Below are 24467 nucleotides of genomic sequence, written 5' to 3'. Positions count from 1 at the left end.
CTCACCGAAAGCACAATCTGAAACGCTTTCTTCTAAAGCTGTCCGCCCCATGCGACTACCTTTGAATGCAATGTTCAAGGGAGTGACTCATGGAGCATCAAGGTAACCACCGACTGCGTAGAGGGCGCTTTTCAGAGGCAGGTCGTCCGTACCTGCTTACAACCACTACCCGCAATCGCACGCCACTGTTCACTGACCTGCGTTTCGCCAGGGCAGTTATCCAGCAACTTCGCTTGAGCGAGCAGGAAGGCACTTGCCAGTCCTTGGCTTGGGTACTCATGCCTGATCACCTGCACTGGCTGGTTGAACTCAGACAGGGCAGCTTGAGCAGTCTGATGCGTGCGTTCAAATCCAGAAGCAGTTGCGCACTCTTTCGTGTCGGAGTGGATCGTCAACGTGTCTGGCAACCCGGTTTTCATGATCGGGCATTGCGTCGAGACGACAACGTCAAGGCCGCTGCCCGCTACATTATCGCCAATCCCATTCGTGCCGGGCTGGTTCAGCGTGCCGGCGAGTATTCACATTGGGACTGTGTTTGGCTGTAAGTCCGCAGGTGAGGGCTGCGCCCTCATTTCGCGGCACAAGGCCGCTCCTACAGAAGACCGCGATCCCATGTAGGAGCGGCCTTGTGCCGCGAAAGGGCCGCAACGCGGCCCCAACGTCACCGAACCCAACGCCCCTTTTCCTGCAACCGCCACCCCACCCACCCCAGCGTCCCCGCCCGCAACGCCATGAACCCCAGAAACGCCAGCCACAACCCATGATTGCCGAACCCACGCATGGCCAACGCCACGGGCAACGCAATCACCACCGACACCAGCATCGCATTGCGCATCTCCCGCGCCCGCGTCGCACCGATGAACAACCCATCGAGCAGGTAACTCCACACCGCCACCAACGGCAGCACCGCCAGATACGGCAGGTACGGATACGCCGCCTCGCGCACGCTGGCGATATCGGTCTGCAGGTCGATGAACAGATGGCCGCCCAGCAGGAACAGCACCGCGAACCCCAGGCTGACGATCAACGACCAACCGCAGGCCACCACCAGCGCCCGTTTCAGGGCGCCGCGATCACGGGCGCCGATGGCATGCCCGCACAGCGCCTCGACCGCATGGGCCAGGCCATCGAGGGCATAGGCGGTGAGCATCAGCCCGTTGAGCAGCAGGGCATTGGCCGCTACCGTCGCTTCGCCCAGCCGGGCGCCCTGCACGGTCAGCAGCAGGAATACCAGCTGCAACGCCAGGCTGCGCAGGAAGATATCGCGGTTCACCGCCAGCAAGGGCCGCCAGGCCTGCCAACGTTTCAGCGCGGCCCAGGCAATGTGCCCGGGGTAGGCGCGCAGCGCCGGGCGGGTGAGGGCAAGGCCGAGCAGGGCGGCGCTCCACTCGGCGATCACCGAGGCCCGTGCCGAGCCGACCACGCCCCAGTCCAGGCCGAGCACGAACCACAGGTTCAGGGCGATGTTCAGCAGGTTGGTGGTCAGCAGGATCGCCAGCGGCGCCCGGGCGTTCTGCGTGCCGAGGAACCAGCCGACCAGGGCGTAGCTGGCCAGCGCCGCCGGCAGGCCGAGCAGGCGGGTGTGGAAGAACGCCTCGGTGGAGGCATGCAGCGCCTCGCTGGGCTGCATCGCGTGCAGCGCCAGCTGGCTGAAGGGCAGGGCGAGCAGGCCGATCAGCAGGGCGAAGGCCAGTGCCAGCAGCAGCCCCTGCACCAGCACCTGGCGCAGCGCGGCGCCGTCGCCGCGGCCGGCGGCCTGGGCGGCGAAACCGGTGGACCCCATGCGCAGGAAGCCCATCAGCCCGACCATGAAGGTGAACAGCGTGGCGCCCACCGCCACCGCGCCCAACTGGTGGGCGTGGGGCAGGTGGCCGATCACCGTGCTGTCGACCAGCGCCACCAGCGGCACCGAGATGTTGGACAGGATCATTGGCGCGGCCAGGGCCCAGACCTTGTGGTGGGTGGGGCGGTCGCGCCAGGCGGTGGACAGTGAAGACATGCGAGGTCCTGAGGAACTCGGGGCTGCTGCGCAGCCCTTTCGCGGCACAAGGCCGCTCCTACAGGAAACTGCATGCCCCTGTAGGAGCGGCCTTGCGCCGCGAAAGGCGTGCGCAGCGCGCCCCATTGACGAATGGCCAGCATTCTACCCGCCCAGCAACCAATCGGCGCGAACAGGGTCTCACTTGCCGCGCATCGCCAGGTAAGCCGTGCACCGTTGCGCTATAGTTGCCCCCCTCACGTACACGCTGCCGAAGAGTCCCCTCTCAAATGCTCAACAAAGGATTGTTGCTGGCCTGCGCGCTGGCCTTGCTCAGTGCCTGTGATTCCTCCACGCCGGACAAGCCATCGGCCCCCGCCGATGCCGCTACCGCCGTTGCGCCCGCCGAAACCAAGGCGGCCAAGCGCGAAGACCCGGCGCTGGTTGCCAAGCGCTACGCTGGTCGCGAGCTGACCGTGCTGGACGTCTCGGAAGTCCAGCTCGACGGCGCCAGCACCCTGTCGGTCAGCGTCTCCGCGCCGCTGGACGCCAACCAGGACTTCGCCGCCAAGCTGCACCTGGTCGACACCGTCAAGGGCAAGGTCGACGGTGCCTGGGAACTCTCCGACAACCAGATGGAACTGCGCCTGCGCCACCTGGAGCCGCAGCGCAAGATGGTCCTGACCATCAACAAGGGCCTGCTCTCGGTCAACGGCAACCAGCTTGAGGCCGAATCGGTCAGCCGCTTCGAGACCCGCGACATGCAGCCCACCGTGGGCTTCGCCAGCCGCGGTTCGCTGCTGCCCACGCGCCTGGCCGAAGGCCTGCCGGTGATCGCCCTGAACGTCGACAAGGTCGATGTCGAGTTCTTCCGCATCAAGCCGGACATGCTCTCCAGCTTCCTGGTCAACTGGGGCCGCAACTCAAGCCTGTACTACTACCAGTCCAAGGAAACCCTGGAGATGGCCGAGCTGGTCTACAGCGGCCGCTTCGACCTCAACCCCGCGCGCAACACCCGCGAGACCGTGCTGCTGCCGATCGCCGGGATCAAGCCGCTGCAGGAGCCGGGCGTGTACCTGGCGGTGATGCGCGCCTCGGGTACCTACGACTATTCGCAGCCGGCGACCCTGTTCACCCTGAGCGACATCGGTGTTTCCGCGCACCGTTACCGCGACCGCCTGGACGTGTTCAGCCAGGCCCTGGAAGGTGGCAAGGCGCTCAAGGACGTCACCCTCGAGCTGCACGACGACAAGGGCAAGCTGCTGGCCCAGGCCAAGACCGACGGCGACGGCCATGCCCAACTGCCGATCACCGCCAAGGCCGACACCCTGATCGCCACCCAGGGCGTGCACACCACCCTGCTGCGCCTGAACACCGCCGCCCTGGACCTGGCCGAATTCGACATCACCGGCCCCCAGGCCAACCCGCTGCAGTTCTTCATCTTCGGCCCGCGCGACCTCTATCGCCCGGGCGAAACCGTACTGCTCAACGGCCTGTTGCGCGACCAGGACGGCAAGCCGGTCAAGGCCCAGCCGGTGAATGTGGAAGTGCGTCGTCCGGACGAACAGGTCAGCCGCAAGTTCGTCTGGGAGGCCGACAAGAACGGCCTGTTCCAGTACCAGTTGCAACTGGCCAGCGAGGCCCCGACCGGCCGCTGGCAACTGCTGCTGGACATGGGCGGTGGCCGCAAGCAGGTCTACGAATTCCTTGTCGAGGACTTCCTCCCCGAGCGTCTGGCGCTGGAGCTCAAGGGCAGCAGCACGCCGCTGGCGCCGGATGAGACCGCCAGCATCCAGGTCAATGGCCGTTACCTCTACGGCGCGCCGGCTGCTGGCAACCGCCTCAGCGGCCAGGCCTACGTGCGCCCGCTGCGCGAAGCGGTGAAGGCGTTGCCGGGTTACCAGTTCGGCGCGGTTACCGAAACCGAGCTGAACCAGGACCTGGAGCTGGACGAAGTCACCCTCGATCAGAACGGCAAAGCCCGCATCGATATCGAAAGCCGCTGGGCCGAGGCCCGCTCGCCGCTGCAACTGACCGTGCAGGCCAGCCTGCAGGAGTCCGGCGGCCGGCCGATCACCCGGCGCCTGGAGCAGCCGATCTGGCCCGCTGACCGCCTGCCGGGCCTGCGCGGCCTGTTCGACGGCGAAGAGACCGACGGCGATGGCCCGGTGGAATTCGAGTTCCTGGTGGCCGACCGCAACGGCAAGAAGCTCGCCGCCGACAACCTGAAGGTGCGCCTGATTCGCGAGCGCCGTGACTACTACTGGAACTACTCGCAGAGCGACGGCTGGAGCTACAACTACAACGAGAAATTTCTCACCCAGGCCGAGGAGACCGTCAGCGTGAAGGCCGGCTCCACCGCCAAGCTGAACTTCCAGGTGGAGTGGGGCCCGTACCGCGTCGAGGTGGAAGATCCGCAGACCGGCCTGGTCTCCAGCGCGCGCTTCTGGGCCGGCTACCGTGCCCAGGACAACGCCGAAGGTGGCGCCGTGCGCCCCGACCAGGTCAAGATCGCCCTGGACAAGCCCGCCTACAAGGACGGCGGCACCGCCAAGGTCACCGTCACTCCGCCGGCCGCCGGCAGCGGCTACCTGATGATCGAGTCCGCCGATGGTCCGCTGTGGTGGCAGGAAATCGACGTGCCCGCCGAGGGCAAGACCTTCGACGTCGAGCTGGACAAGAAGTGGGCGCGCCACGACCTGTACATCAGCGCCCTGGTGATCCGCCCGGGCGAGCGCAAGGCCAACGCCACGCCGAAACGCGCCGTGGGTGTGCTGCACCTACCGCTGGACCGCGCCGAGCGCAAGCTGGCCGTGTCGCTGCAGGCGCCGGAGAAAATGCGACCCAAGCAGCCGCTGACCGTGAAGTTCAAGGCGGTCAACGCCGACGGCAGCGTGCCGAAGCAGGTGCATGTGCTGCTGTCCGCCGTGGATGTGGGCATCCTCAACATCACCGACTTCAAGACCCCAGACCCGTTCGCCAGCCTGTTCGGCCGCAAGGCCTATGGCGCCGACCAGCTGGACATCTACGGCCAGCTGATCGAAGCCGGCCAGGGCCGCCTGGCCAGCCTCGCCTTCGGTGGTGACGCCGCCATGGCCAAGGGCGGCAAGCGCCCGAACACCACGGTGACCATCGTCGCCCAGCAGAGCCTACCGGTGACCCTCGATGAGAAGGGCGAAGGCCAGGCCACCGTCGAGATCCCCGATTTCAACGGTGAACTGCGCCTGATGGCCCAGGCCTGGACCGAGGAACACTTCGGCATGGCCGAAGGCAAGACCGTGGTCGCCGCGCCGCTGATCGCCGAACTGTCCGCGCCGCGCTTCCTCGCCGGCGGTGACCGCACCCGGCTGGCGCTGGACCTGGCCAACCTGTCCGGCCGCGACCAGCAACTGAGCGTGCAGATGATCGCCGAAGGCCAGTTGAGCCTGGTTGGCGGTGCCCAGCAAAACTTCACCCTGGCCGAAGGCCAGCGCACCACCCTGATGATTCCGGTGCAGGCCCAGGGCGGTCTGGGCCAGGGCAAGGTACGGGTGCAGGTCAATGGCCTGCAACTGCCGGGCGAGCCGGCCAACACCTTCGAACGCGAATGGACCCTCGGTGTGCGCCCGGCCTACCCGGCGATGCTCAAGCACTACCGCGTAGCCCTCAAGGACCAACCCTGGAGCCTGCCGGACAGCGACCTGGCCGAGTTCGAGCCAGCGGGCCTGGAAGCAAGCCTGGCGTTGTCGAGCCGCCCACCGCTGAACCTGGCCGAGCAGATCCGCGCCCTGGAAGCCTACCCCTACGGCTGCCTGGAGCAGACCACCAGTGGCCTGTACCCGTCGCTGTACGCCGATGCCGACAGCCTCAAGCGCCTGGGCATCAAGGGCGAGCCGACCGATGTGCGCAAGCGCAAGATCGAGATGGGCATCGAGCACCTGCTGGGCATGCAGCGTTACAACGGCAGCTTCGGCCTGTGGAGCTCGGACAGCGAGGAAGAGTACTGGCTGACCGCCTACGTCACCGACTTCCTGCTGCGCGCCCGCGAGCAAGGCTACGGCGTGCCGGCCGAAGTACTGAAGAAGGCCAGCGAGCGCCTGCTGCGTTATGTGCAGGAGCGCAACCTGATCGAAGTCGACTACAGCCAGAACGCCGACCACACCCGCTTCGCCGTGCAGGCCTACGCCGGCCTGGTGCTGGCGCGCAGCCAACAGGCGCCGCTGGGTGCCCTGCGCAGCCTGTTCGAGCGCCGCTCTGACGCACGCTCCGGCTTGCCGCTGGTGCAACTGGCGGTGGCGCTGGACAAGATGGGCGACAAGCAGCGTTCGCAGCAGGCATTGCAGGCAGGCCTGGCCGTGACACGCGGCAAAGGCTGGATGGCCGACTACGGCAGCGCCCTGCGTGACCAGGCGCTGATCCTCGCCCTGCTGCAGGAGAACAACCTTGCCGGCAACCAGGTCGACCAACGCCTGTTCGGCCTGTCCGACGAGCTGGCCGCCAACCGCTGGCTGTCAACCCAGGAGCGCAACGCGCTGTTCCTCGCCGGCCGTGGCCTGCTGGGCAAGCCGGAAGGCAACTGGAAAGCTCGCCTGGACAGCGCCGGTGAAGTGCGCGAGTTCGACAACAACGACTCGGGCATGAAGCTTGAAGGCCCGCTGTTGGCCTCGCCGTTGACCGTGCAGAACCAGGGTGGCGACACCCTGTACCAGCAGTTGACCCTGTCCGGCTACCCGCGCCAGGCCCCGGCCGCCAGCGGCAACGGCATGGAGATCCGCCGCGAGTACCTGGGCATGAACGGCCAGGCACTGGATGTGCGCAACCTGCGCAGCGGCGACCTGGTGCTTGTGCACCTGGCGCTAAAGGCCCAGGACCAGGTGCCGGATGCCCTGGTGGTCGACCTGTTGCCGGCGGGCCTGGAGCTTGAAAACCAGAACCTGGCGCAGAGCGCCGCCAGCCTGGACAACGCCAGCAGTGCGGTGAAGCAGTGGCGCGAGTCGATGCAGAACGCCAGCGTGGTGCACCAGGAGTACCGTGACGACCGCTACGTGGCCGCGCTCAAGCTCGACAGCTACGGCACCACCCACCTGCTGTACCTGGCCCGCGCGGTGACCCCGGGCAGCTACCGCATCCCGCCGCCGCAGGTGGAGTCGATGTACCGGCCGAACCTGCAGGCGATCGGCGACAGCCAGGGCGAGATGGTGGTACGCGCCCGCTAAGCTTGCGCTGCTCCTGTGGGAGCGGGTTTACCCGCGAATACGTCGGTGATGCCACCATCGCATTCGCGGGTAAACCCGCTCCCACAGGATTCTGTACCCGTCCATGCAATGTTCAATGGACGACCCAACTCAACACCCACAACCCCAGCAGCGCCCAGATGATCCCGAGGATGATCGACGCCCGCATGAACGCGCGAACCGCCGAGTACAGCAGCATCAGGCCAACGATCAGCGCCAGGATGCTGACCAGCGAGGTGTCCATGCCCAGCGTGCGCGCCAGGCCATCGATGAAATTGCCGCCGGCGTTGGCCAGCAGGTTGAACAACCCGCTCAGGCCGTCGACGATGAAACGGATCACCGAACCCAGAACCTGGCCCAGCCACTCGAAAAAACCTTCTACATGCATAGTCGCTTCCTGATCAACGAATCGGCGATTCCCAGCCTTTGGCCATCACCTGGCCCGGTCGGTTCCCGATGCCAAGCTTAGCGCGCCCAGGTCTGCTCAAGCTGCTGCGGCGTGTCGCCATCACCCTGTTGGCGACCATGGCCCTGCTGTGGCTGGCCGACCGGATCTGGCCGCTGCCCATGCCCGGCGACGACCTGGCGCGGGTGGTGCTGGCCGAGGACGGCACGCCGCTGTGGCGCTTCGCCGACGCCGACGGCGTGTGGCGCTACCCGGTCGGCCCGGACGAGGTCTCGCCGCTGTACCTTGAAGCCTTGCTGGCCTACGAGGACCGCTGGTTCTACCACCACCCGGGGGTCAACCCCATGGCCCTGGCCCGGGCGGCCTGGCTCAACCTGCGCGGCGGGCGGGTGGTGTCCGGCGGCAGCACCCTGTCGATGCAGGTGGCGCGCCTGCTTGATCCGCACGACCGTACCCTGGCCGGCAAGCTGCGCCAGCTGTGGCGCACGGCGCAGCTGGAGTGGCACCTGTCCAAGGCCGAGATCTTGCAGTTGTACCTCAACCGGGCGCCGTTCGGCGGTACCTTGCAGGGTGTTGCCGCAGCCAGCTGGGCCTACCTGGGCAAGTCGCCGAAGCACCTGACCCCCGCCGAGGCCGCGCTGCTTGCCGTGCTGCCCCAGGCGCCGAGCCGCCTGCGTCCGGACCGGCATCCCGAGCGTGCCCAGCGCGCCCGGGACAAGGTGCTGCAGCGCCTGGCCGAGTACCAGGTGTGGCCGGCCCAGCGCATCGACGAGGCCCGCGAAGAGCCGCTGTTGCTGGCGCCCCGCCAGGAGCCGGCACTGGCGCCCTTGCTGGCCCGACGCCTGAACACCCCGGACAGCCCGCCGCTGATCCGCACCACCCTCGACGCCGCCCTGCAACGGCGCCTCGAAGACCTGCTGATGGGCTGGCGCGCGCGCCTGCCCGAGCGCACCTCGGCGGCGTTGCTGGTGGTGGAGACCCAGAGCATGGCGGTGCGCGCCTATCTCGGCTCCATCGACCTGAGTGACGAGCGCCGCTTCGGCCACGTGGACATGATCCACGCCCTGCGCTCGCCCGGCTCGACCCTCAAACCATTCCTCTATGCCATGGCCATGGACGACGGCCTGATCCATTCCGAATCGCTGCTGCAGGATGTGCCCCGGCGCTATGGCGACTACCGCCCCGGCAACTTCTCCATGGGCTTCAGCGGCCCGGTGTCGGCCAGCTCGGCGCTGGCGCTGTCGCTCAACCTGCCGGCGGTGCAGTTGCTCGAGGCCTATGGCCCGAAACGCTTCGCCGCGCAGATGCGCATGGGCGGCATGCCGCTGGTGCTGCCGCCGCTGGCCGAGCCGAACCTGTCGCTGATCCTCGGTGGCGCGGGCAGCCGCCTGGAAGATCTGGTCGGTGGCTATGCCGCGTTCGGCCGAGGCGGCAACAGCGCGAAGATTCGCCTGCAACCCCAGGACCCGCTGGTGGAGCGCCGCCTGCTGTCACCGGGCTCGGCCTGGATCACCCGGCGCATCCTCAGCGGCCTGGCCCGGCCGGACCGCGACCCCCATGCCGAACTGGTGCAGCGCCCGCAACTGGCCTGGAAGACCGGCACCAGCTACGGCTTTCGCGACGCCTGGTCGGTGGGCATAGGCCCGCGTTACCTGATCGGTGTGTGGATCGGCCGCCCCGACGGCACCCCGGTGCCGGGCCAGTTCGGCCTGGCCTCGGCGGCGCCGTTGATGCTGCAGGTGCACGACCTGCTGAGCAATCGCGACAGCCAGCGCGGCATCGAGGTGCCGGTCGAGCCGGTGCCGGCGTCGGTGGGCGTGGCGGCGATTTGTTGGCCCCTGGGCCAGCCGATGAACCGCCAGGACCCCAACTGCCGCCGCCAGCGTTTCGCCTGGACCCTGGACGGCACCACCCCACCAACCTTGCTGGCGGCAGACCAGCCCCTGGGGCTGGGCTTGCGCGAGACGGTGTGGCTCAACGACCAGGGGCTGCGCGTCGATGCCGGGTGCCTCGGGGCCAAGGCCCACGACGTTGCCTTGTGGCCGGCCCCGCTGGAGCCCTGGTTGCCCCGGGCCGAGCGCCGTGCCGCGCGGCTGCCCAGCGTGGACCCGGCCTGCCCGCCACAGCAGGTGGCCAGCGCGCCGCCGCTGTCGATCGTCGGCGTGCGCGCCGGCGACAACCTGCGCCGCCCGGCCACCAGTCACGAGCCTTTGCAGTTGCGGGTGTCGGCCCTGGGCGGCGCGGGGCGGCGCTGGTGGTTCCTGAATGGTCAGCCGCTGGGCGAGACCCAGGGGCAGGACAGTCTGCCGGTGCGATTCGAACAGGTCGGCAGCATCGAGTTGAGTGCGTTGGATGAAAGCGGCGAGACGGCGCGGGTGGCGTTTCAGGTCAGTGAGTGACTTGAGTTCACATCCTCTCAAACGCCAAGGCGCCTGCTTCGCGGGTAAACCCGCTCCCACAGGTACAGCGCTCGCCTTGAAGGCAGAGGTGACCCCTGTGGGACCTTGCCCGCGAAGAGGCCGGCACTGGCAGCACAGCCCTCAGTGCTTCATGCCGAGTTCGGCATCATCCATCAATGCCTTGGCCAGGGCGCTCAGGTAATACGACGCCCAGAGCAGCTGGGTTTTTTCCTCCATGATCCCGGTGATGGTCAGGTCGCGTACGCAGCCCATCAATTCCGAGGCCTGGTCGCGGGCGTGCTGGCAGGGGATGCCGGGCTCGATGCAGAACAGCGGGTCGGTCATGCCTTCGCCCTGGTAGAACTTGGTCTGCCGGCGGTGGTGGGGGTGTTGTCGGTAGTCATGATTTTTCTCCCTGAAATGGTGGGTGCCTGTGCGGGCCTCTTCGCGGGTAAACCCGCTCCCACAGGGACAGCGCTGGCCCCAAGGCACAGGTGAACCTGTGGGAGCGGGTTTACCCGCGAAAGGGCCCGACCAGGCAGCACATGCCTTGCGGCCTAGTGCAACGTCGGCGCCTGCGCCGGCATCTGTACCTGGATCAACGCCGCTTCGAGCAACACACGCAGCGACTCCATTTCATGCATCGACGCCATCATCAACACGGCAGCCGGCGACCTGGGTTTGAGCTGCACGGCATGATGGGCCACGGTCAGGGCGCACAGGGCGTATTCGGTGGCCTGTATGAGGGTGTCTTCGAGGGAGTGGGGGTTGTGGGGTGGATCGGGGACAATCTTTAGCATTTTGGGGCACCTGGATAGGGCCACCACACGCCTGCTGTCAAACAAGAAGGTGGCAGCTGTACATGGGTTGACAGACCGGTAGGCATCCCAAAACCCGGCGCACATAAAGTGCCCCACGCACAGCCGCCATGAAGGCTAAGCCACGGGAATAAACCTAGGACGGCCTGTCAAAGCCGGTCGCTGAATGTGCAGCGACTGCCCGAGACTAGAGGCCAACCCAGACCACCGCAATGGCTTGAAAGGGCTTGGGAGTATGTTTGGGAAATGGACTACAGGGAATGGGGAAAGTCTTATAAATAGGTGCCCATTTTGAAATCGCTGGGGCTGCTTTGCAGCCCTTTCGCGACACAAGGCCGCTCCTACAATGGGACGCGATTCCTGTAGGAGCGGCCTTGTGCCGCGAAAGGGGCGCGCAGCGGCCCCAGCATTCTGTCAGCCACCCGTACTAATGACTTATGACTAACTCTTTCGACACTGGGCGTTGTCCACCAAACGAAATCGGCTGAAATTCATACGCTTATGCTCCATCCCCGGCCCTCTCCCACAGGTACTAACACCAAGTTGTAATCTACCCCTCTCACCCCCCTCGGCTTTCACTGCTGGTAGCAAGCACAACAACCAGCAGCGGGAGTCTTCCCATGAACACTCAAGCGTGGATCAAGGCCGCAACGGCGCTGACGATGGTCATGTCCCTGGGCCTTACCGGTTGCAGCAGTGGCGGTGGCGGGCATCACAGCGAGGTCGACGGCTCCTCGGCCGACGGCGGCACGGGTGCAGGTGCGGGAGCTGGAGGTTCGGGCGGCGGGGCCGGTGACGGTGGCGCAGGCACCGGTGGTGGTGGCAGCATTCCGGGCGATGGCAGCGCAGGCACGGGTGGGGGCAGCGGCGGCTCCGGCGGCGGCACCACGCCTGGCGGCGGCGATGGCGGAACCGGTGGAGGCACGACACCCACCGCCCTGGTCACCGGCCAGGTGGTCGATCAGCTGGGCAACACCGTCTCCGGCGTTGGTGACGGCGTGAGTAATCTCGGCCAGGCAATCGGCTCGCTGCCCATCGCCGGCGACACCTCGCTGACCGGCGGCGTGGGCACGCTGGTGTCGTCCACCGGCAACGCGGTGAACAGTGTCGGCAGTGGCCTGAGCGACGGCCTGGGGCAACTGGGCACCGGCAACAATGCCGTGGGTACAACCGTCGGCGTGGTCGGCGCGGCCACCGCCGACCTGGGCACCGGCGTCTCAGGGCTTGGCCAGGGCGTGACCGGGCTGGCCAGCAACGGGCCGGTCGAGCAGGTACCGGTGGTCAACCAGCTGGTCGTCGGGGCCGGGCAGGGCGTCGACCGGGTTGGCCAGGCGGTGACCATGCTTGGCAACACCCTCTCGCCGGTTGGCACGAGCGGCCCGCTGGCCGGGGTGACCCAAGGCGCGAGCGATGCCCTGGTGCCGGTGGTCTCGCTGGTGGAAAACACCACGGCCAACGTCACCCGGCAGACCGGGCTCGCCGGGCCGCTCAACCAGACGTTGAACCAAACCGGCACTATCCTGAACCAGGCCGGCCAGCAACTGGCTGGCACGGGTAATCCACTGGGCACCACGCTCGGGCAGGCGGTCGCCAATACTGGCACCTCCGTGAGCACCGCCAGCGGGCTGGCGCCCGTTACCGGTGGCCCGCGCACTGGGCTGCTGGAAACCGCTGGCGGCGTAGTGGCCGGTGCCGGCAGTGGCCTGGCCGCGAGTATTGGCAGCCCGACGGTCAGCGGTATCGGCGGCAGCATGGTGCAGGCAGGCAACAGCGTCGCCAGCCTGGGCCCGGTGCTCGGCGGCAACGGCGTGACCAACACGGCGGCGGGCACCCCTGCCGCGGCACTGACCCAGCAAGTGGGCAGCGGGCTCAATCCGGTGGTCGCCGGTGTGTCCAGCGTGACCCAGCAGGTCGGCGCCAGTACGGGCGCGGGGGTGCCGGTGGCCGGGTTGCTGAACCAGGTCGGTGGTGCGGTGGGCAGCGTTGGCACGCAATTGACCGGCGCCACTGCCAATCCGACGGTCAGCCAGTTGGGCGCGACGGTAACGGCGGTGGGCGCAACGGTCGGCCAGGCCGGCACCTTGGTCAACGCCAACGGCACGCAGGGCGGTGGCCTCGGCGGTGCGTTGAGCGGCGTGACAGGCGCCCTGGCAGGCGGGCAGCGCTGACGCGACGGGCTACGCTCAAGGTGAGCGAGACCGACCGGTGCGCCGGTCGGTCACCCTGCCACCCGTGGATCATGGAGTGTCCGAATGCGCCGATGGCTGGTGACGATGCTGGCGCTGTCCGTGGCCAGCCTGGCGCGGGCCGAGCCCCTGCCGAGTTTCCTCAACAGCAACGAGACCGAGCGCCGCCTGCCCATGCCGAACCTGCCGGTGGACGCCTATCGCCCCGGCCCCGCCGGCCTGCGCGTACCCAGCGTGGACAGCGCACGCCAATCGCCGCTGCTGATGAGCACGCGGGTGGCGGTGCGCAAGGTGCGCTTCGAGGGCGGCACCGTCTACCCCCTGAGCGACCTGCGCGAGCACTACCAGCCGCTGATCGGCCGCGAGGTGACCCTCGCCGAGCTGATCGAGGTCACCCGCCGCCTCACCCAACGCTACCAGCAGGATGGCTACCTGCTGTCGTACGCCTACCTGCCGCCCCAGGACTTCGTCGATGGCCGGATGCGGGTGGTGCTGGTGGAAGGCTATATCCACGACTATCAGGTCGAGGGCGATATCGGCGCGGCGCGGGCTTACCTGGACCAGTTGATGGAGCGCCTCAAGGCCGAGCGTCCGCTGACCCGCGAGAGCTTCGAGCGCTATACCAGCCTGGCCGGGCGCATCCCCGGGGTGACCTTCCAGGCCCAGGTGCCGCCCCCGGCCACCACCGATGGCGCGACCCGGCTGCTGGCCCAGGTCTCGCGCAAACCGTTTACCACCACCCTGAGCCTCAATGACGGCAGCCGCGATGATCTGCAGGCGCTGCTCGGTGCCAGCAGCAACGCGCAGACCCGTTTTGCCGAGCAACTGAGCGCCAGCGTGCTGGTGCCGCCCGGCGAGGACAAGGAGCATTACTACCGCCTCGACTACAGCCAGTTCCTCGACGCCGAGGGCTCGCGGCTGCTGTTGTCGGCCTCGCGCTACCGCAGCGACCCCAAGGCGCGCATCCGCCTGGACAACGGTATCGACCTGACCCAGCACCGCGAGAACGAACGCTACTCGGTGGGCATCAGCCAGTCGTTGATCGCCTCGCCCAGCGAATGGCTGGAGGTGGTCGGGCGCTTCTATGTGGTCAACGACCAAATCGACTACCAGGTGGTGGGCTTTCCGTTGCGGCTGGACAGCGAGACCGACATTCGCGCGCTGTCCTTCGAAGGCGACTGGCGCAAGGCCGAGGCGCGGCGCCTGCGCATCCTCAGTGCCGGCGTCTACCAGGGGCTCGATCGGCTGGGGGCGAACACCAATGCCGACTACGACCTGGATTTTTTGCGCCTGCGGGTATCGGGGGTGCAGAGCGACAACTTCACCGACAACTGGCAGGGCGTGGCCTCGGCGGCGGCCTACTGGAGCAACGACAGCTTGCCCGACAGCGAGCGGGCGGTGTTCGGTGGGCAGAATTTCGGGCGCGGTTACCCCAGCGACCAGGGCTCGGGCGACAAGGGCTGGGGGCTGGCCTACGAACTCAACTACAGCTTCCACCGCGACGGCGCCTGGCTCAAGGTCGTGCAGCCGTACGTGGCGCTCGACACGGCGCGGGCCTGGTTCAACGAGCTGGACGTGAGGGACACGAAGATGTCATCGGCGGCACTGGGGCTGCGGTTTGGCGATATGCGCTACTACAACATCGCGGTCGAGGTGGCCAAGCCGATGTCGGACATCGCCCTGGACAGCTTCAACCGGCGGCCACGGCTGAACCTGAGTTTCAGTTATCAGCTGTAGGAGATCACACAGCCTTTCCGGGCTGCGCTGTCGCGCAGGGAACTGTTATCTCTGTGGGAGCGGGTTTACCCGCGAAGAATCCAGCGCGGTGTATGGCACCGGCTCCGCCGGTGTTCGCGGGTAAACCCGCTCCCACAGGGTCAAGCAAAATCAATGGGTTACGTGTTGTCCCATTGGGACGCCAGCTATTTAACGGCCTGCATCAACGGCTTGGGAAACAGGTTCTCCAGCGTCTCAAGCAGGCGCGCGTGATAGATCGGTTTGCGGAACAGGTCGAGCACCTGCAAGCGCAGCAGGTCGCTGACATCGTCCATGTCGGCATGCCCGGACATGACGATCACCGGCAGGTGTTGGCGCGCGGTGTGGTCGCGCAGGCGCTGCACCAGGCCCAGGCCGCTCTCCTCGGGCATGCGCAGGTCGGTGATCACCAGGGCGACGTCGGGGTGGCGGGTCAGTTGCTGCAGGGCGCCGCGCACCGAGGTGGCGGTGTGGCAACAGAAGCCCTCGTTCTCCAGCAGCTCGGCCAGCTCCAGCAGGGCCTCTTCCTCGTCGTCCACCAGCAGGATCTGTTGACGCAAGGAAGAGATCGGCATGGTCGGCTCCTGGCAGTGGGACTACGCGTCATGCAGGTGCTGCGCGATCACTGGGTGATCGCGGTCTTGATGGTGGTCATGATCGCCGACACCTCGGTCGAGATCGGCGTGACGAAGCCGGCCAGCACCACCGCCACCATGGCCGCGATCACCGCGTATTCGATACCGGAGGCGCCGTCCTTGCGCTGGAGGAAAGTCTTCACATGGATGAGGATCTGTTGCAGCAGCATGGCACTACTCCTTGCGCTCGATGGGCGCCGGTCGGCGGGGCTTGATAAGTGATACCCCTTTGCCATCAGAGCATCGCCAAGCCGTGGCGACCTGCAAATGTAAGAAAGCATTAATCCAAAAGTATTGGTTGTAATTGGCGGTGCTAAGTTTTTGTTTTGCCGACGCGTCAATTTCATGGCTCTAAAAATGCGATGCAGGTAATGGCGAAAGATAGCGGCTCAGCTACCGTCCAATAGCGAAATAGTTACCTTTTGCCATCATTGGTCCCGGGCGTAGGGGAGAGCGCAGATGAGCAGTCGCCTGACCATGATCCTCGCCGGCCTGTTCCTGATCGCGGCCTTGCTTGCCGGATACTGGGGCCTGCGTCTGAGCCGTCCGGCCGAGCCCGCGCCGGCGCCATTGGCGCCTCCCAGTGCAGCGGTGATCCCCACCGCGCCCGTTCCCGTAGCCGCGCCCGAGCCGCCGCGTTCGCCCATCGTGGTGCTGCGCAGGGCGGTGCCGGCCAACACCCCCTTGAGCGAAGACGATGTGCTGGTCGAGCGCCTGCAGGTGGTGCCGGCCGGCGCCTTCCAGCAACTCGACCAGGTGCTCGGGCGCCGCAGCTCCCGGCCGCTGGCGGCGGGCAGTTGGCTGGACGAGTCGAGCTTCCAGGCCGGTGGCCCGCTGGCGCGCATGATCCGCCCGCATGAGCGCGCCGTGGCGGTGGCCATCGACGATGTGAGCGGTGCCGCCGGGCAATTGCGCCCTGGCGATTTTGTCGATGTGCTGCTGTTCCTGCGCGAAGAGAACAACAACCCGCAGTCTTCCGCCCAGGTTGTGCTGCCGGCCCTGCGCGTGCTCAGCGTCGACCAGCAGACCGGGTTGGCCAACGACGGACGCCCGGCGCAAACGGCCGAAGAACAGAAGGCCCGCCGCGACCAGCAATCGCTGAACAGCAACACCACCCGCACCGTGGGTCTGGCCGTGCCCGAGGCCCTGGCCAGCAGGCTGATGCTGGCGGCCCAGGCCGGGACCCTGCGCCTGGCGGTGCGCAGCGCCGACGAGCCACTGCTGGCGGCCTACTGGTCCGGCCAGGACGCCAGCCCGCAGTTGCAGAGCGCCAACCGCGACCTCTATCGCTTCAGCCAGTTGTCCCAGGTGCCGCTGGCCAGCCAGGCTGCCTCCGCAGTGGCCGGCGCGCCGACCATGCAGATCATCCGTGGTGCGCAGAACGGCGACAACAACAAGACTCCCTGAACCGGCAAGGATGCGATCCATGCGTAGTTCTTTGCGTGTTACTCCACGAGGCGAATGGCTGGCCCCGGCGCTGCTGGCCCTGGTCCTGCTGGCGCCGTCGGCGCAGGCGGCCAAGGGTTGCGCGGCGTTCGGCCAGTTGCCGTCGGTGATCGAGATGGACCAGGGCCTGCAGCAGGAACTGCGCCTGCCGGTGGCCATCACCCGGGCGGCGGTGGGCGAGCCCAAGGTGGCCGATGTGCAGCCCAGCGGCGAGCGCGCCGTGCTGCTGACGGCGGTGGAGCAGGGCACCACCAGCATCATGCTGTGGACCGACTGCGCCGCGCAGCCGCACCGGGCGATGTTGTTCGTCAAGGGCCGGGCCAGCGCCGACATGACGGAAACGGCGCAGCTGCCCTCCGCCCAGGAGGACCTGCCGGTGCAGGTGCAGGCCGATATCCGCTTCGTCGAAGTGCGCCGCCTCAAGTACAAGGAGGCCGGGGCGCGATTGTTCTTCAAGGGCTCGAACAATAGCCTGATCGGCTCACCCGGCACCGTGCCCGACACGGTGGTGCGCCCAGGCTACGTGCCGAGCACCGCCAGCGTGCCGAGCTCGGCCAACTATGCCGACGCACGGCCCGGCATCCCCCTCGACAACAGCGTCTTCAATATCGTCTGGGGCGGCGGCAGCAGCCGCTTCCTGGCGATGATCAACGCCCTGGAGAACAGCGGCTTCGCCTACACCCTGGCGCGTCCCAGCCTCACCGTGCTGAGCGGGCTGACCGCAAGCTTCCTGGCCGGTGGCGAGATCCCCATCCCGGTCCCCAGCAGCGGTAGCGACAACGTGTCGATCGAGTACAAGGAGTTCGGTGTGCGCCTGGCCTTGACGCCCACCGTGGTCAGCCGCAACCGCATCACCCTGAAGGTCGCCCCCGAGGTCAGCGAGCTGGACTTCAACAATTCGGTGGTCATCGCCGGCACCCGGGTGCCGGGGCTGAGCGTGCGCCGTACCGACACCAGCATCTCCCTGGCCGATGGCGAGAGCTTCATCATCAGCGGCCTGATCAGCAGCAACGTGCGTTCGAACGTGGACAAGATGCCGGGCCTGGGCAACCTGCCGATCATTGGCGCGTTCTTTCGCCAGTCGGCGCTCAACCGCGAGGAGACCGAGCTGCTGATGATCGTCACCCCGCATCTGGTCCAGCCGCTGGCCGCCAATGCGCGCCTGCCGGAACTGCCGGGTGAGACGCTGCGCACCTACGACCCCAGCTGGGGCCGCCTGTTCTTCATGGAAAACGGCAATTTCGAAGGCCGTGGCGGGTTGTCCCAATGAACGAAAGCCTGAACCAGACCTACCTGGCCCTGACCCGCACCGACGAGGACCTGCACTGGCTGCAGGGCGCGCTGGCGCCGCTGGGGCAGGTGATCGGCGCCAGCAGCCCGAACCTCGACGAGTTGCTGGCGCTGGTCGACATGACCTTCAGCAACCTGGTGTTCATCGGCCTGGACCGCGAGCAACTGATCGGCCAGTGCGCGCTGATCGAGGGCATGCTCGAAGCCAAGCCGATGCTGGCCATCGTCGCCCTCGGCGATGGCATGGACAACCAGCTGGTGCTGCACGCCATGCGCGCCGGCGCCCGCGACTTCGTCGCCTACGGCTCGCGGGCCAGCGAGGTGGCGGGGCTGGTGCGGCGCCTGGGCAAGCGCCTGCCGGCGGTCACCAGCAACCCCAGCCTGGGCGGCCTGACCGTGCTCTTCGGCACCCAGCGCGGCGCCGACGGCGCGCTGCTCACCACGCACCTGGCGCGGGTGGTGCAGGACAGCGGCCAGCAGACCCTGTTGCTCGACCTGGGTTTGCCCCGGGGCGACAGCCTGGCCCTGCTGGGCCTTGAGGCGTCGTTTCATTTCGGCGATGCGCTGCGTCACCTGCGCCGGCTCGACGCGACCCTGATCGACAGCGCCTTCACCCGCGACAAGGGCGGCCTGCGCATCCTTGCCTATGCCGACAACGACGAGGCCCTGGAGCAATCCAGCGCCGCCGAGCTGTACATGCTGCTCAGCGCCTTGCGCCAGCACTTCCAGCACATCGTCGTGAACCTCACCGGGCAGGTCGACAGCGAGGCCCTGCGCACCATCGTCAGCCATTGCGACAAGCTGATCGTCTACACCGACCAGAACATCCTCGACTGCCGGCGCAACCTGGATGTGCTCGAACAGTGGCGCGACCGCGGCATCAAGCTGGAGCACGCCAGCCTGCTGGTGGACCGCTACCTGCGCCATGTGGCGCCGGATGCCGACGCCCTGGCCAAGCGCTACGGGCTGGCCCTGCTCAAGGTCATGCCCTACAGCCCGGAGGTGAGGCTGAACGCCAAGAACCAGGGCCTGAGCCTGTTCGAGCTGGCCCCGCGCGAAGGCCTGACCCAGGCCCTGCGCGGCCTGGGCGAACGCCTGGCGCAGCGTTCGGAAAACCTGGCGCCGGCAGGCCAGGGCTGGCTCAACCGGCTATGGGGCAACCGATGAGCAACGAAGAACCCTTTGGCGGGCCGCGCCATGCGGCCAGCGATCCGCAGGTGCTCAAGCGCGCCCTGCACCGGCATGTCATCGACGCCATCGAGGACAGCGGCCGCAACCTGCTCGAAGGCGCGCGTCCGGTACTGGCGCAGTTCGTATTGGAACAGGTGGGCGACTATGTGGCGCGCCTGCGCCTGGCTTTGTCGCGCTACGAGATGGAGCGCCTGGCCGAGGAGATCGTCGACGAGCTGACCGGCTATGGGCCGCTGGAGGTGCTGCTGCGCGACCCGAGCGTTACCGAGATCCTGGTCAACGGCCCGTACCGGGTGTTCGTCGAGCGGGCGGGGCTGTTGCAACAGACCGACCTGCGTTTCATCGACGCCCACCATGTCGAGCGAGTGATGCAGCGCATCCTCGCGCCCCTCGGGCGGCGCCTGGACGAGTCGTCGCCGATGGTCGACGCGCGCATGCCCGACGGCAGCCGGGTCAACGCGATCATCCCGCCGGTGGCCCTGGACGGGCCTTGCCTGTCGATCCGCAAGTTCCGCCAGGACATGCTCAAGAGCGCCGACCTGCTGGCCACCCGGGCCATCGACCAGCCGATCTACGACTTCCTCGAGCGCGCCGTGGGCCGGCGCTGCAACATCCTGGTCAGCGGCGGCACCGGTACCGGCAAGACCACCCTGCTCAATATCCTCAGCCAGATGATCGCGCCCCAGGAGCGGCTGGTGACCATCGAGGACGTGGCCGAACTGCAACTGCACCACCCGCATGTGGTGCGCCTGGAGACCCGCCCGCCAAATGCCGAGGGCCATGGCGAGATCAAGGCCAGCGAGCTGATCCGCAACGCCCTGCGCATGCGCCCCGACCGCATCATCCTCGGCGAGATCCGCGGCGCCGAGGTGCTCGATGTGATGACCGCGATGAACACCGGCCATGACGGCTCGATGAGCACGGTGCACGCCAACACTGCCCAGGACGCGCTGCTGCGCCTGGAGACCCTGGTCGGCCTGACGGGCCGCCAGGTGGCCGAGAAAACACTGCGGCAGATGATCTGCGCGGCGCTGGACGTGGTGATCCAGCTGACCCGCCTGGCCGATGGCCGGCGCTGCGTCAGCGAGGTGCTGGAAGTGGTCGGCGTGCGCGACGATGTGTACGTGACCAACACCCTGTTCCGCCTGGACCGGCGCAGCGGCGATGGCTTTCTGCGCGAGGCGCCGAACCCGGCCGGCAATAAGCTGCGTCACGAGGGTGTGCTGTGATGGGCCCATTGCTGCTGGCGCTGTCGCCCTTGTGCCTGGGCATGGCGCTGCTGCTGTTGCGTCTGGGCCTGTACAAGCGTGGCGAGGAGCGCATTCTTGAACGCCTGGGCCGGGCCTACCGCGCCGTGCGCAGCGGTAATGCCCGGCGCGACTGGCTCGACCCGCTGCTGCAGCGGGCGGGCTTGGCCCATGCCGACTTTTCCCCCAGGCCGTGGCTGTTCGGCTGGCTGGCGCTGACCCTGCTCGCCGGCCTGTTGGCGGGCTGGGTGGCGGCGTCGATGGTGCTGTTCGGCCTGCCGCTGCTTGGCCACCTTTACCTGGGTTGGCGTTGCCGGCGGCGCCTGCAACAGATCGTCCAGCAGTTGCCTGGCCTGCTCGACTACAGCGTGCGCAGTCTCAAGGCCGGGCGCACCCTGAACGAGGCGGTGCTTGGTGGCGTCGACAGCACCCGCGAGCCGCTGCGCTCGGCGATGCTGCGGGTACGGCGCAACGTGCAGCTGGGCGTGCCGTTGGAGGATGCGGTCAACGAATTCGCCGAACTGTATGGCCAGGCCGAACTGCGCATGTTCGCCCTGGGCCTGCGCATCAACCAGCGTCACGGCGGCAATGCCAGCGAGCTGATGGAGAACCTGATCAAGCTGATCCGCGAGCACGAGCAGGGCGACCGGCAACTGCGCGCCATGACCGGCGAGACTCGCATTACCGCGTGGATCCTCGGCGCGCTGCCGCTGGCCATGGTGGGTTACTTCCTGTTCGCCAATCCCACCTACCTGTTGGCGATGTGGCACGACCGCAGCGGGCAGCTGATGCTGCTGTTCGCCTTTGCCCTGCAGGCCGTCGGCTGCCTGGTGTTGTGGCGCATGATGAGGAGCCTGTGAGCATGGCCATGTTGCTCTGCGCGCTGTTCCTGTTCGCCGCGTTCGTGCTGCTGGCCTTGCAGGCCGCGCAGCAGTGGCGGGCCCGTCAGCGGGTGGCGCGGCGGCTGCAGGGACGGTTGGCCCGTGACGAGCGGCTCGGCGACTGGTTGCAGTGGTTGGGCAGCAGTCCGCTGGGGCGGCGCCTGCAACGACTGGATGGCGAGACCCAGACGCTGCTCGACCGCCTGGGCTGGCGGCGCAGCCGGCAACGGGCGCTGTTCGCCGCCGTGCAGCTGGGCCTGCCGCTGCTGGCGGTGAGCGTGGCGCTGCTGTTGGCCCATGGCCTGCCCGGGGAAAACCGCGGGCACTGGGGCGTGTTGGTGCTTTGCGCGATGGGCGCGGGCTACCTGCTGCCCAAGCGCCTGCTGGTGCTGGCGGCGGCGCGGCGCCAGCGGCAGATCGCCCAGGAGGTGAGCCTGCTGATCCCGTTGCTGCGCATCCTCTTCGAAACCGGGTTGGCGGTGGAGCAGGCCCTGCGGGTGCTGGCCCATGAAGGCCGCAGCCTGGTGCCGAACATCAGTGAAGAATTGCGCCTGGTCCTGCAGCGGGTCGATTCCGGCCTGGCCCTGGGCCCTGAGCTGGAAAAGACCGCGCGCCTGCTGGCGGTGGATGAGCTGATCGACACCTGCGTCATTCTCCAGCAGCTGCTGGTGCAGGGCAGTGGGTCGATGAAATCGCTGCTGGCGCTCAAGGAACTGCTCGACGACCGACGCCTGACTGGCCTGCAGGAGCGGGTGTCGAAGATGTCGGCGAAGATGTCGGCGGTGATGATGGTGTTCCTGTTCCCGGCGTTGCTGATCGTCCTGGCCGGGCCAGGTTTTTCCGCGCTGGCGCGGGCCTTGGGCTCATGAACATGGAATGTAGGAGCGGCCTTGTGCCGCGAAAGGGCCGCAACGCGGCCCCAGGTTCTCGACCCTGGCGAAAATGGCTGGGGCTGCTTTGCAGCCCTTTCGCGGCACAAGGCCGCTCCTACAGAGGTGGCATTGGAGAGGGGGAAATGCAATGAAAACGATTCTGCTGCTAAGCACCCTGTTGCTGCTCACCGGTTGCGCCGGCCAGCCCCCCGAAGGCCTGGCCCGTCTGCTTGGCGGCGGCACCTGCGGCAAGCCCGATGCCGACCAGCAACTGAGCCTGGACATGGCCGACCAGATGATCAGCGAGGGTCGCCCGCACGCGGGCCTGGCCCACCTCGAGCAGTTGCCCGACACCCTCGACCAGGTCCGCCTGCGCAAGGCCAAGGTGCTGCGCCAGCTCGGGCGCGGCGAGGCCGAGCCGCTCTACCGCAGCCTGCTTGGCGGCTGCCTGGCCGCCGAGGGCGAGCACGGCCTGGGCCAGCTGGCCTCGGCCCGTGGTGATGAGGTCCAGGCCCTGCGCAACCTGCAGCGGGCGGCACGCCTGGCACCCACCGACGAGAAGGTGCGCAACGACCTGGGTGTGGTGCAGATGAACCTGGGCAACCACGAACAGGCGCGCTTCGAGTTTCTCACCGCCATCGAGCTCAAGGACGACAACCCGCTGCCGGCGGTGAACCTGGTGACCCTGTCGCTGGTGCAGGACAACTGGCGCCAGGCGGAGGATCTGGTCAATCGCCTGCGCCTGAAGCCCGAGCAGTTCGCCGAGGCCCAGGCCCGGGCCCAGCGCATCAGGTCCAACGGGCGTGGCCCGCTGGCGGCGACCGAATCCTCGGCCGCGGCCATCAACTGATCGGGAGGTGATCATGTTCAAGCCCTGGATCGTCCTGGCCTGCCTGGCCACACCGCTGCTGGCGCAGGCCGAAGAACCACCGCGCCAACCGCGTCCGCAAACCGCCACCGAGGCCCTGCTGCAGGTGCAGGCGAGCAATCGCCAGGCCTCCAGCGTGCGCCAGGAACAGACCGACAAGGAGCGCGACCAGGCCATGCAGCGCTGGCTGGACAGCTACAAGTACGCGATTCCTGACTTCTATCGCTGGACCAAGATCAGTTCGTCGAACAATTGATATCGCACAACACTGGCACGATGCGTGTAGGAGCGGCCTTGTGCCGCGAAAGGGCCGCAAAGCGGCCCCGCAATCTCTGCATGAACGCAGGAGCCCAGGGGCTGCTTCGCAGCCCTTTCGCGGCACGAGGCCGCTCCTACAGAGAGGCGGTACTCACAAGGTCAGTGCGTGGTAAACCGCTGGTGCACCGGCGACGAACGCGGGGTCAACGCCAGCGCCAGCTGCGTGCGGTTGTGCATGTGGGTCAGGCGCAGCACCTGCGACACATAGAGCTTCACCGTGTTTTCGGTGATGCCCAGCTCGCAGGCGATCTGGTAGTTGGTCTTGCCCTTGCTCACCAGCCGGGCCACCTCAAGCTGGCGCGGTGACAGCTTCTCGAAGGCGGCGGGCAGCTCCGCCTCGCCGTCCTCGGCGTCGCTGGCGCGGCGGTGGGTGCCCTGGCCCCGGGCTTTTTCCAGGTCCTGGTAGAGATCGTCGATGGACTCGGCCAGCTCCTGCAGGCGCTGGTTGAGGCTGCCCAGCTCGCGGAAGTTGCGGCGCCGTTCGAGCAGCGCCGCTTCCTGGCGGCGCACCCCTTCGAGCAGTTCGTCGAGGTCCATGGGTTTCTGGTAGTAGTCGGCGAAGCCCTCGCGCAGGGCGCGAATCACGTCCTGCTTGTCGGCGCGGCCGGTCAGCATGATCGCCTCGAACATACGCTGCGGCCCGGCGATCTGCTTGAGGGTGCGAACCAGCTCGATGCCATCGCGCTCGGGCATGTGCAGGTCGCACAGGATCAAACCGATGGTCTCGTCGGCTTTGAAGCAGTCGATGGCCTGGCCAGTGGAATGGGCGGGGACGCAACGGTAGCCCTCGCTTTCGAGAAACTCGCACAACTCTTCGACGATCACTGGCTGGTCGTCGACCACCAGCACTTTCACCTCACTGACAGATTTATTCACGATCAACTCCCTGTTGTATCGGCTCTGCTCCCGGGCCAGACGCTCTGGCAGGTAGAAAAGTAGTCGCACTTTGCAATTATGTACATGC

19 protein-coding genes and 1 pseudogene are annotated in these 24467 nt (G+C 67.3%); 13 read left to right on the top strand and 7 right to left on the bottom strand.

The window, feature by feature from the left end; genetic code table 11:
• The first annotated feature begins 89 nt into the window (after positions 1-89).
• Entirely contained in the window at positions 90-545 is a 456-nt protein-coding gene (locus tag AC0MAZ_RS00270) for an REP-associated tyrosine transposase (protein WP_203650338.1), read from the top strand.
• Between the two features lie 116 nt (positions 546-661).
• Here the strand turns inward: AC0MAZ_RS00270 and AC0MAZ_RS00265 are convergent, their stop codons facing one another.
• Positions 662-1999 carry an MATE family efflux transporter gene (locus tag AC0MAZ_RS00265; protein ID WP_475859749.1) on the bottom strand — a complete coding sequence of 446 codons (1338 nt, stop codon included), beginning with the start codon at positions 1997-1999 and terminating at the stop codon, positions 662-664.
• Between the two features lie 269 nt (positions 2000-2268).
• On the opposite strand from AC0MAZ_RS00265, the gene AC0MAZ_RS00260 reads away from it, so the two are divergent.
• Positions 2269-7173: an alpha-2-macroglobulin family protein gene (locus AC0MAZ_RS00260; protein ID WP_475859747.1), complete on the top strand. Its 4905-nt coding sequence runs from the start codon at positions 2269-2271 to the stop codon at positions 7171-7173.
• Between the two features lie 112 nt (positions 7174-7285).
• Here the strand turns inward: AC0MAZ_RS00260 and AC0MAZ_RS00255 are convergent, their stop codons facing one another.
• On the bottom strand, positions 7286-7579 hold the full coding sequence (locus tag AC0MAZ_RS00255; protein ID WP_110735938.1) for a hypothetical protein: 294 nt from the start codon (positions 7577-7579) through the stop codon (positions 7286-7288).
• A 68-nt stretch (positions 7580-7647) separates the two neighbouring features.
• Between AC0MAZ_RS00255 and pbpC the strand changes: the two genes are divergently transcribed.
• Complete coding sequence (pbpC, locus tag AC0MAZ_RS00250; protein WP_475859746.1) at positions 7648-9996, top strand: peptidoglycan glycosyltransferase PbpC; 2349 nt, start codon at positions 7648-7650, stop codon at positions 9994-9996.
• 141 nt (positions 9997-10137) lie between these two features.
• Here the strand turns inward: pbpC and AC0MAZ_RS00245 are convergent.
• Positions 10138-10400, bottom strand: a pseudogene (locus AC0MAZ_RS00245) (DUF3077 domain-containing protein).
• A 153-nt stretch (positions 10401-10553) separates the two neighbouring features.
• Positions 10554-10796 (bottom strand): hypothetical protein, encoded by a 243-nt coding sequence (locus tag AC0MAZ_RS00240; RefSeq protein WP_046854291.1) that lies wholly within the window; start codon positions 10794-10796, stop codon positions 10554-10556.
• A 638-nt stretch (positions 10797-11434) separates the two neighbouring features.
• Between AC0MAZ_RS00240 and AC0MAZ_RS00235 the strand changes: the two genes are divergently transcribed.
• Both AC0MAZ_RS00235 and AC0MAZ_RS00230 read left to right on the top strand, forming a co-directional pair.
• The gene (locus AC0MAZ_RS00235; protein WP_203650349.1) at positions 11435-12982 is read left to right on the top strand and encodes a collagen-like triple helix repeat-containing protein; all 1548 of its coding nucleotides are present in this window, start codon (positions 11435-11437) and stop codon (positions 12980-12982) included.
• An 84-nt stretch (positions 12983-13066) separates the two neighbouring features.
• Positions 13067-14737 (top strand): ShlB/FhaC/HecB family hemolysin secretion/activation protein, encoded by a 1671-nt coding sequence (locus AC0MAZ_RS00230; RefSeq protein ID WP_475859744.1) that lies wholly within the window; start codon positions 13067-13069, stop codon positions 14735-14737.
• A 185-nt stretch (positions 14738-14922) separates the two neighbouring features.
• On the opposite strand, the gene AC0MAZ_RS00225 is transcribed toward AC0MAZ_RS00230, so the two are convergent.
• Both AC0MAZ_RS00225 and AC0MAZ_RS00220 read right to left on the bottom strand, forming a co-directional pair.
• Positions 14923-15330: a response regulator gene (locus AC0MAZ_RS00225; protein WP_475859742.1), complete on the bottom strand. Its 408-nt coding sequence runs from the start codon at positions 15328-15330 to the stop codon at positions 14923-14925.
• 47 nt (positions 15331-15377) lie between these two features.
• Positions 15378-15560 carry a Flp family type IVb pilin gene (locus AC0MAZ_RS00220; protein WP_203650353.1) on the bottom strand — a complete coding sequence of 61 codons (183 nt, stop codon included), beginning with the start codon at positions 15558-15560 and terminating at the stop codon, positions 15378-15380.
• A gap of 289 nt (positions 15561-15849) precedes the next feature.
• On the opposite strand from AC0MAZ_RS00220, the gene cpaB reads away from it, so the two are divergent.
• The 8 genes from cpaB (at position 15850) to AC0MAZ_RS00180 (ending at position 23441) form a co-directional block, all read left to right on the top strand.
• On the top strand, positions 15850-16797 hold the full coding sequence (gene cpaB / locus AC0MAZ_RS00215) for a Flp pilus assembly protein CpaB (protein WP_475859740.1): 948 nt from the start codon (positions 15850-15852) through the stop codon (positions 16795-16797).
• Between the two features lie 19 nt (positions 16798-16816).
• The gene (locus tag AC0MAZ_RS00210) at positions 16817-18106 is read left to right on the top strand and encodes a type II and III secretion system protein family protein (RefSeq protein WP_475859739.1); all 1290 of its coding nucleotides are present in this window, start codon (positions 16817-16819) and stop codon (positions 18104-18106) included.
• Positions 18103-19293 (top strand): CpaE/TadZ family protein, encoded by a 1191-nt coding sequence (locus AC0MAZ_RS00205; RefSeq protein ID WP_203650360.1) that lies wholly within the window; start codon positions 18103-18105, stop codon positions 19291-19293. The genes AC0MAZ_RS00210 and AC0MAZ_RS00205 overlap by 4 nt, the downstream gene beginning before the upstream one ends.
• The gene (locus AC0MAZ_RS00200) at positions 19290-20546 is read left to right on the top strand and encodes a TadA family conjugal transfer-associated ATPase (protein ID WP_028691362.1); all 1257 of its coding nucleotides are present in this window, start codon (positions 19290-19292) and stop codon (positions 20544-20546) included. Before AC0MAZ_RS00205 ends, AC0MAZ_RS00200 begins: the two co-directional genes overlap by 4 nt.
• Complete coding sequence (locus AC0MAZ_RS00195) at positions 20543-21424, top strand: type II secretion system F family protein (protein WP_254465140.1); 882 nt, start codon at positions 20543-20545, stop codon at positions 21422-21424. Before AC0MAZ_RS00200 ends, AC0MAZ_RS00195 begins: the two co-directional genes overlap by 4 nt.
• A gap of 2 nt (positions 21425-21426) precedes the next feature.
• On the top strand, positions 21427-22314 hold the full coding sequence (locus AC0MAZ_RS00190) for a type II secretion system F family protein (protein ID WP_203650365.1): 888 nt from the start codon (positions 21427-21429) through the stop codon (positions 22312-22314).
• Between the two features lie 151 nt (positions 22315-22465).
• Positions 22466-23167, top strand: a complete 702-nt coding sequence (locus AC0MAZ_RS00185; protein WP_475859735.1) for a tetratricopeptide repeat protein — start codon at positions 22466-22468, stop codon at positions 23165-23167.
• A 13-nt stretch (positions 23168-23180) separates the two neighbouring features.
• Positions 23181-23441: a DUF3613 domain-containing protein gene (locus AC0MAZ_RS00180; protein WP_232857068.1), complete on the top strand. Its 261-nt coding sequence runs from the start codon at positions 23181-23183 to the stop codon at positions 23439-23441.
• A 161-nt stretch (positions 23442-23602) separates the two neighbouring features.
• Here AC0MAZ_RS00180 and AC0MAZ_RS00175 read toward each other — a convergent pair whose 3' ends face one another.
• Positions 23603-24385 carry a response regulator gene (locus tag AC0MAZ_RS00175; protein ID WP_267967213.1) on the bottom strand — a complete coding sequence of 261 codons (783 nt, stop codon included), beginning with the start codon at positions 24383-24385 and terminating at the stop codon, positions 23603-23605.
• Between the last annotated feature and the right edge of the window lie 82 nt (positions 24386-24467).

The organism is Pseudomonas sp. A, from assembly GCF_056270345.1.
The sequence above is the reverse complement of the archived record's forward strand: the minus strand, read 5'-3'. Positions and strand labels throughout refer to the sequence as shown.

Bases quoted from the DNA above. Each gene is read 5' to 3' on its own strand.
- AC0MAZ_RS00200 (WP_028691362.1), top strand. From the start codon at position 19,290: ATGAGCAACGAAGAACCCTTTGGCGGGCCGCGCCATGCGGCCAGCGAT.
- AC0MAZ_RS00185 (WP_475859735.1), top strand. From the start codon at position 22,466: ATGAAAACGATTCTGCTGCTAAGCACCCTGTTGCTGCTCACCGGTTGC.
- AC0MAZ_RS00180 (WP_232857068.1), top strand. From the start codon at position 23,181: ATGTTCAAGCCCTGGATCGTCCTGGCCTGCCTGGCCACACCGCTGCTG.
- AC0MAZ_RS00240 (WP_046854291.1), bottom strand. From the start codon at position 10,796: ATGCTAAAGATTGTCCCCGATCCACCCCACAACCCCCACTCCCTCGAA.
- AC0MAZ_RS00230 (WP_475859744.1), top strand. From the start codon at position 13,067: ATGCGCCGATGGCTGGTGACGATGCTGGCGCTGTCCGTGGCCAGCCTG.
- AC0MAZ_RS00225 (WP_475859742.1), bottom strand. From the start codon at position 15,330: ATGCCGATCTCTTCCTTGCGTCAACAGATCCTGCTGGTGGACGACGAG.
- AC0MAZ_RS00235 (WP_203650349.1), top strand. From the start codon at position 11,435: ATGAACACTCAAGCGTGGATCAAGGCCGCAACGGCGCTGACGATGGTC.
- AC0MAZ_RS00190 (WP_203650365.1), top strand. From the start codon at position 21,427: ATGGCCATGTTGCTCTGCGCGCTGTTCCTGTTCGCCGCGTTCGTGCTG.
- AC0MAZ_RS00210 (WP_475859739.1), top strand. From the start codon at position 16,817: ATGCGTAGTTCTTTGCGTGTTACTCCACGAGGCGAATGGCTGGCCCCG.
- AC0MAZ_RS00265 (WP_475859749.1), bottom strand. From the start codon at position 1,999: ATGTCTTCACTGTCCACCGCCTGGCGCGACCGCCCCACCCACCACAAG.
- AC0MAZ_RS00255 (WP_110735938.1), bottom strand. From the start codon at position 7,579: ATGCATGTAGAAGGTTTTTTCGAGTGGCTGGGCCAGGTTCTGGGTTCG.
- AC0MAZ_RS00220 (WP_203650353.1), bottom strand. From the start codon at position 15,560: ATGCTGCTGCAACAGATCCTCATCCATGTGAAGACTTTCCTCCAGCGC.
- AC0MAZ_RS00270 (WP_203650338.1), top strand. From the start codon at position 90: ATGGAGCATCAAGGTAACCACCGACTGCGTAGAGGGCGCTTTTCAGAG.
- AC0MAZ_RS00205 (WP_203650360.1), top strand. From the start codon at position 18,103: ATGAACGAAAGCCTGAACCAGACCTACCTGGCCCTGACCCGCACCGAC.
- pbpC (WP_475859746.1), top strand. From the start codon at position 7,648: ATGCCAAGCTTAGCGCGCCCAGGTCTGCTCAAGCTGCTGCGGCGTGTC.
- AC0MAZ_RS00260 (WP_475859747.1), top strand. From the start codon at position 2,269: ATGCTCAACAAAGGATTGTTGCTGGCCTGCGCGCTGGCCTTGCTCAGT.
- cpaB (WP_475859740.1), top strand. From the start codon at position 15,850: ATGAGCAGTCGCCTGACCATGATCCTCGCCGGCCTGTTCCTGATCGCG.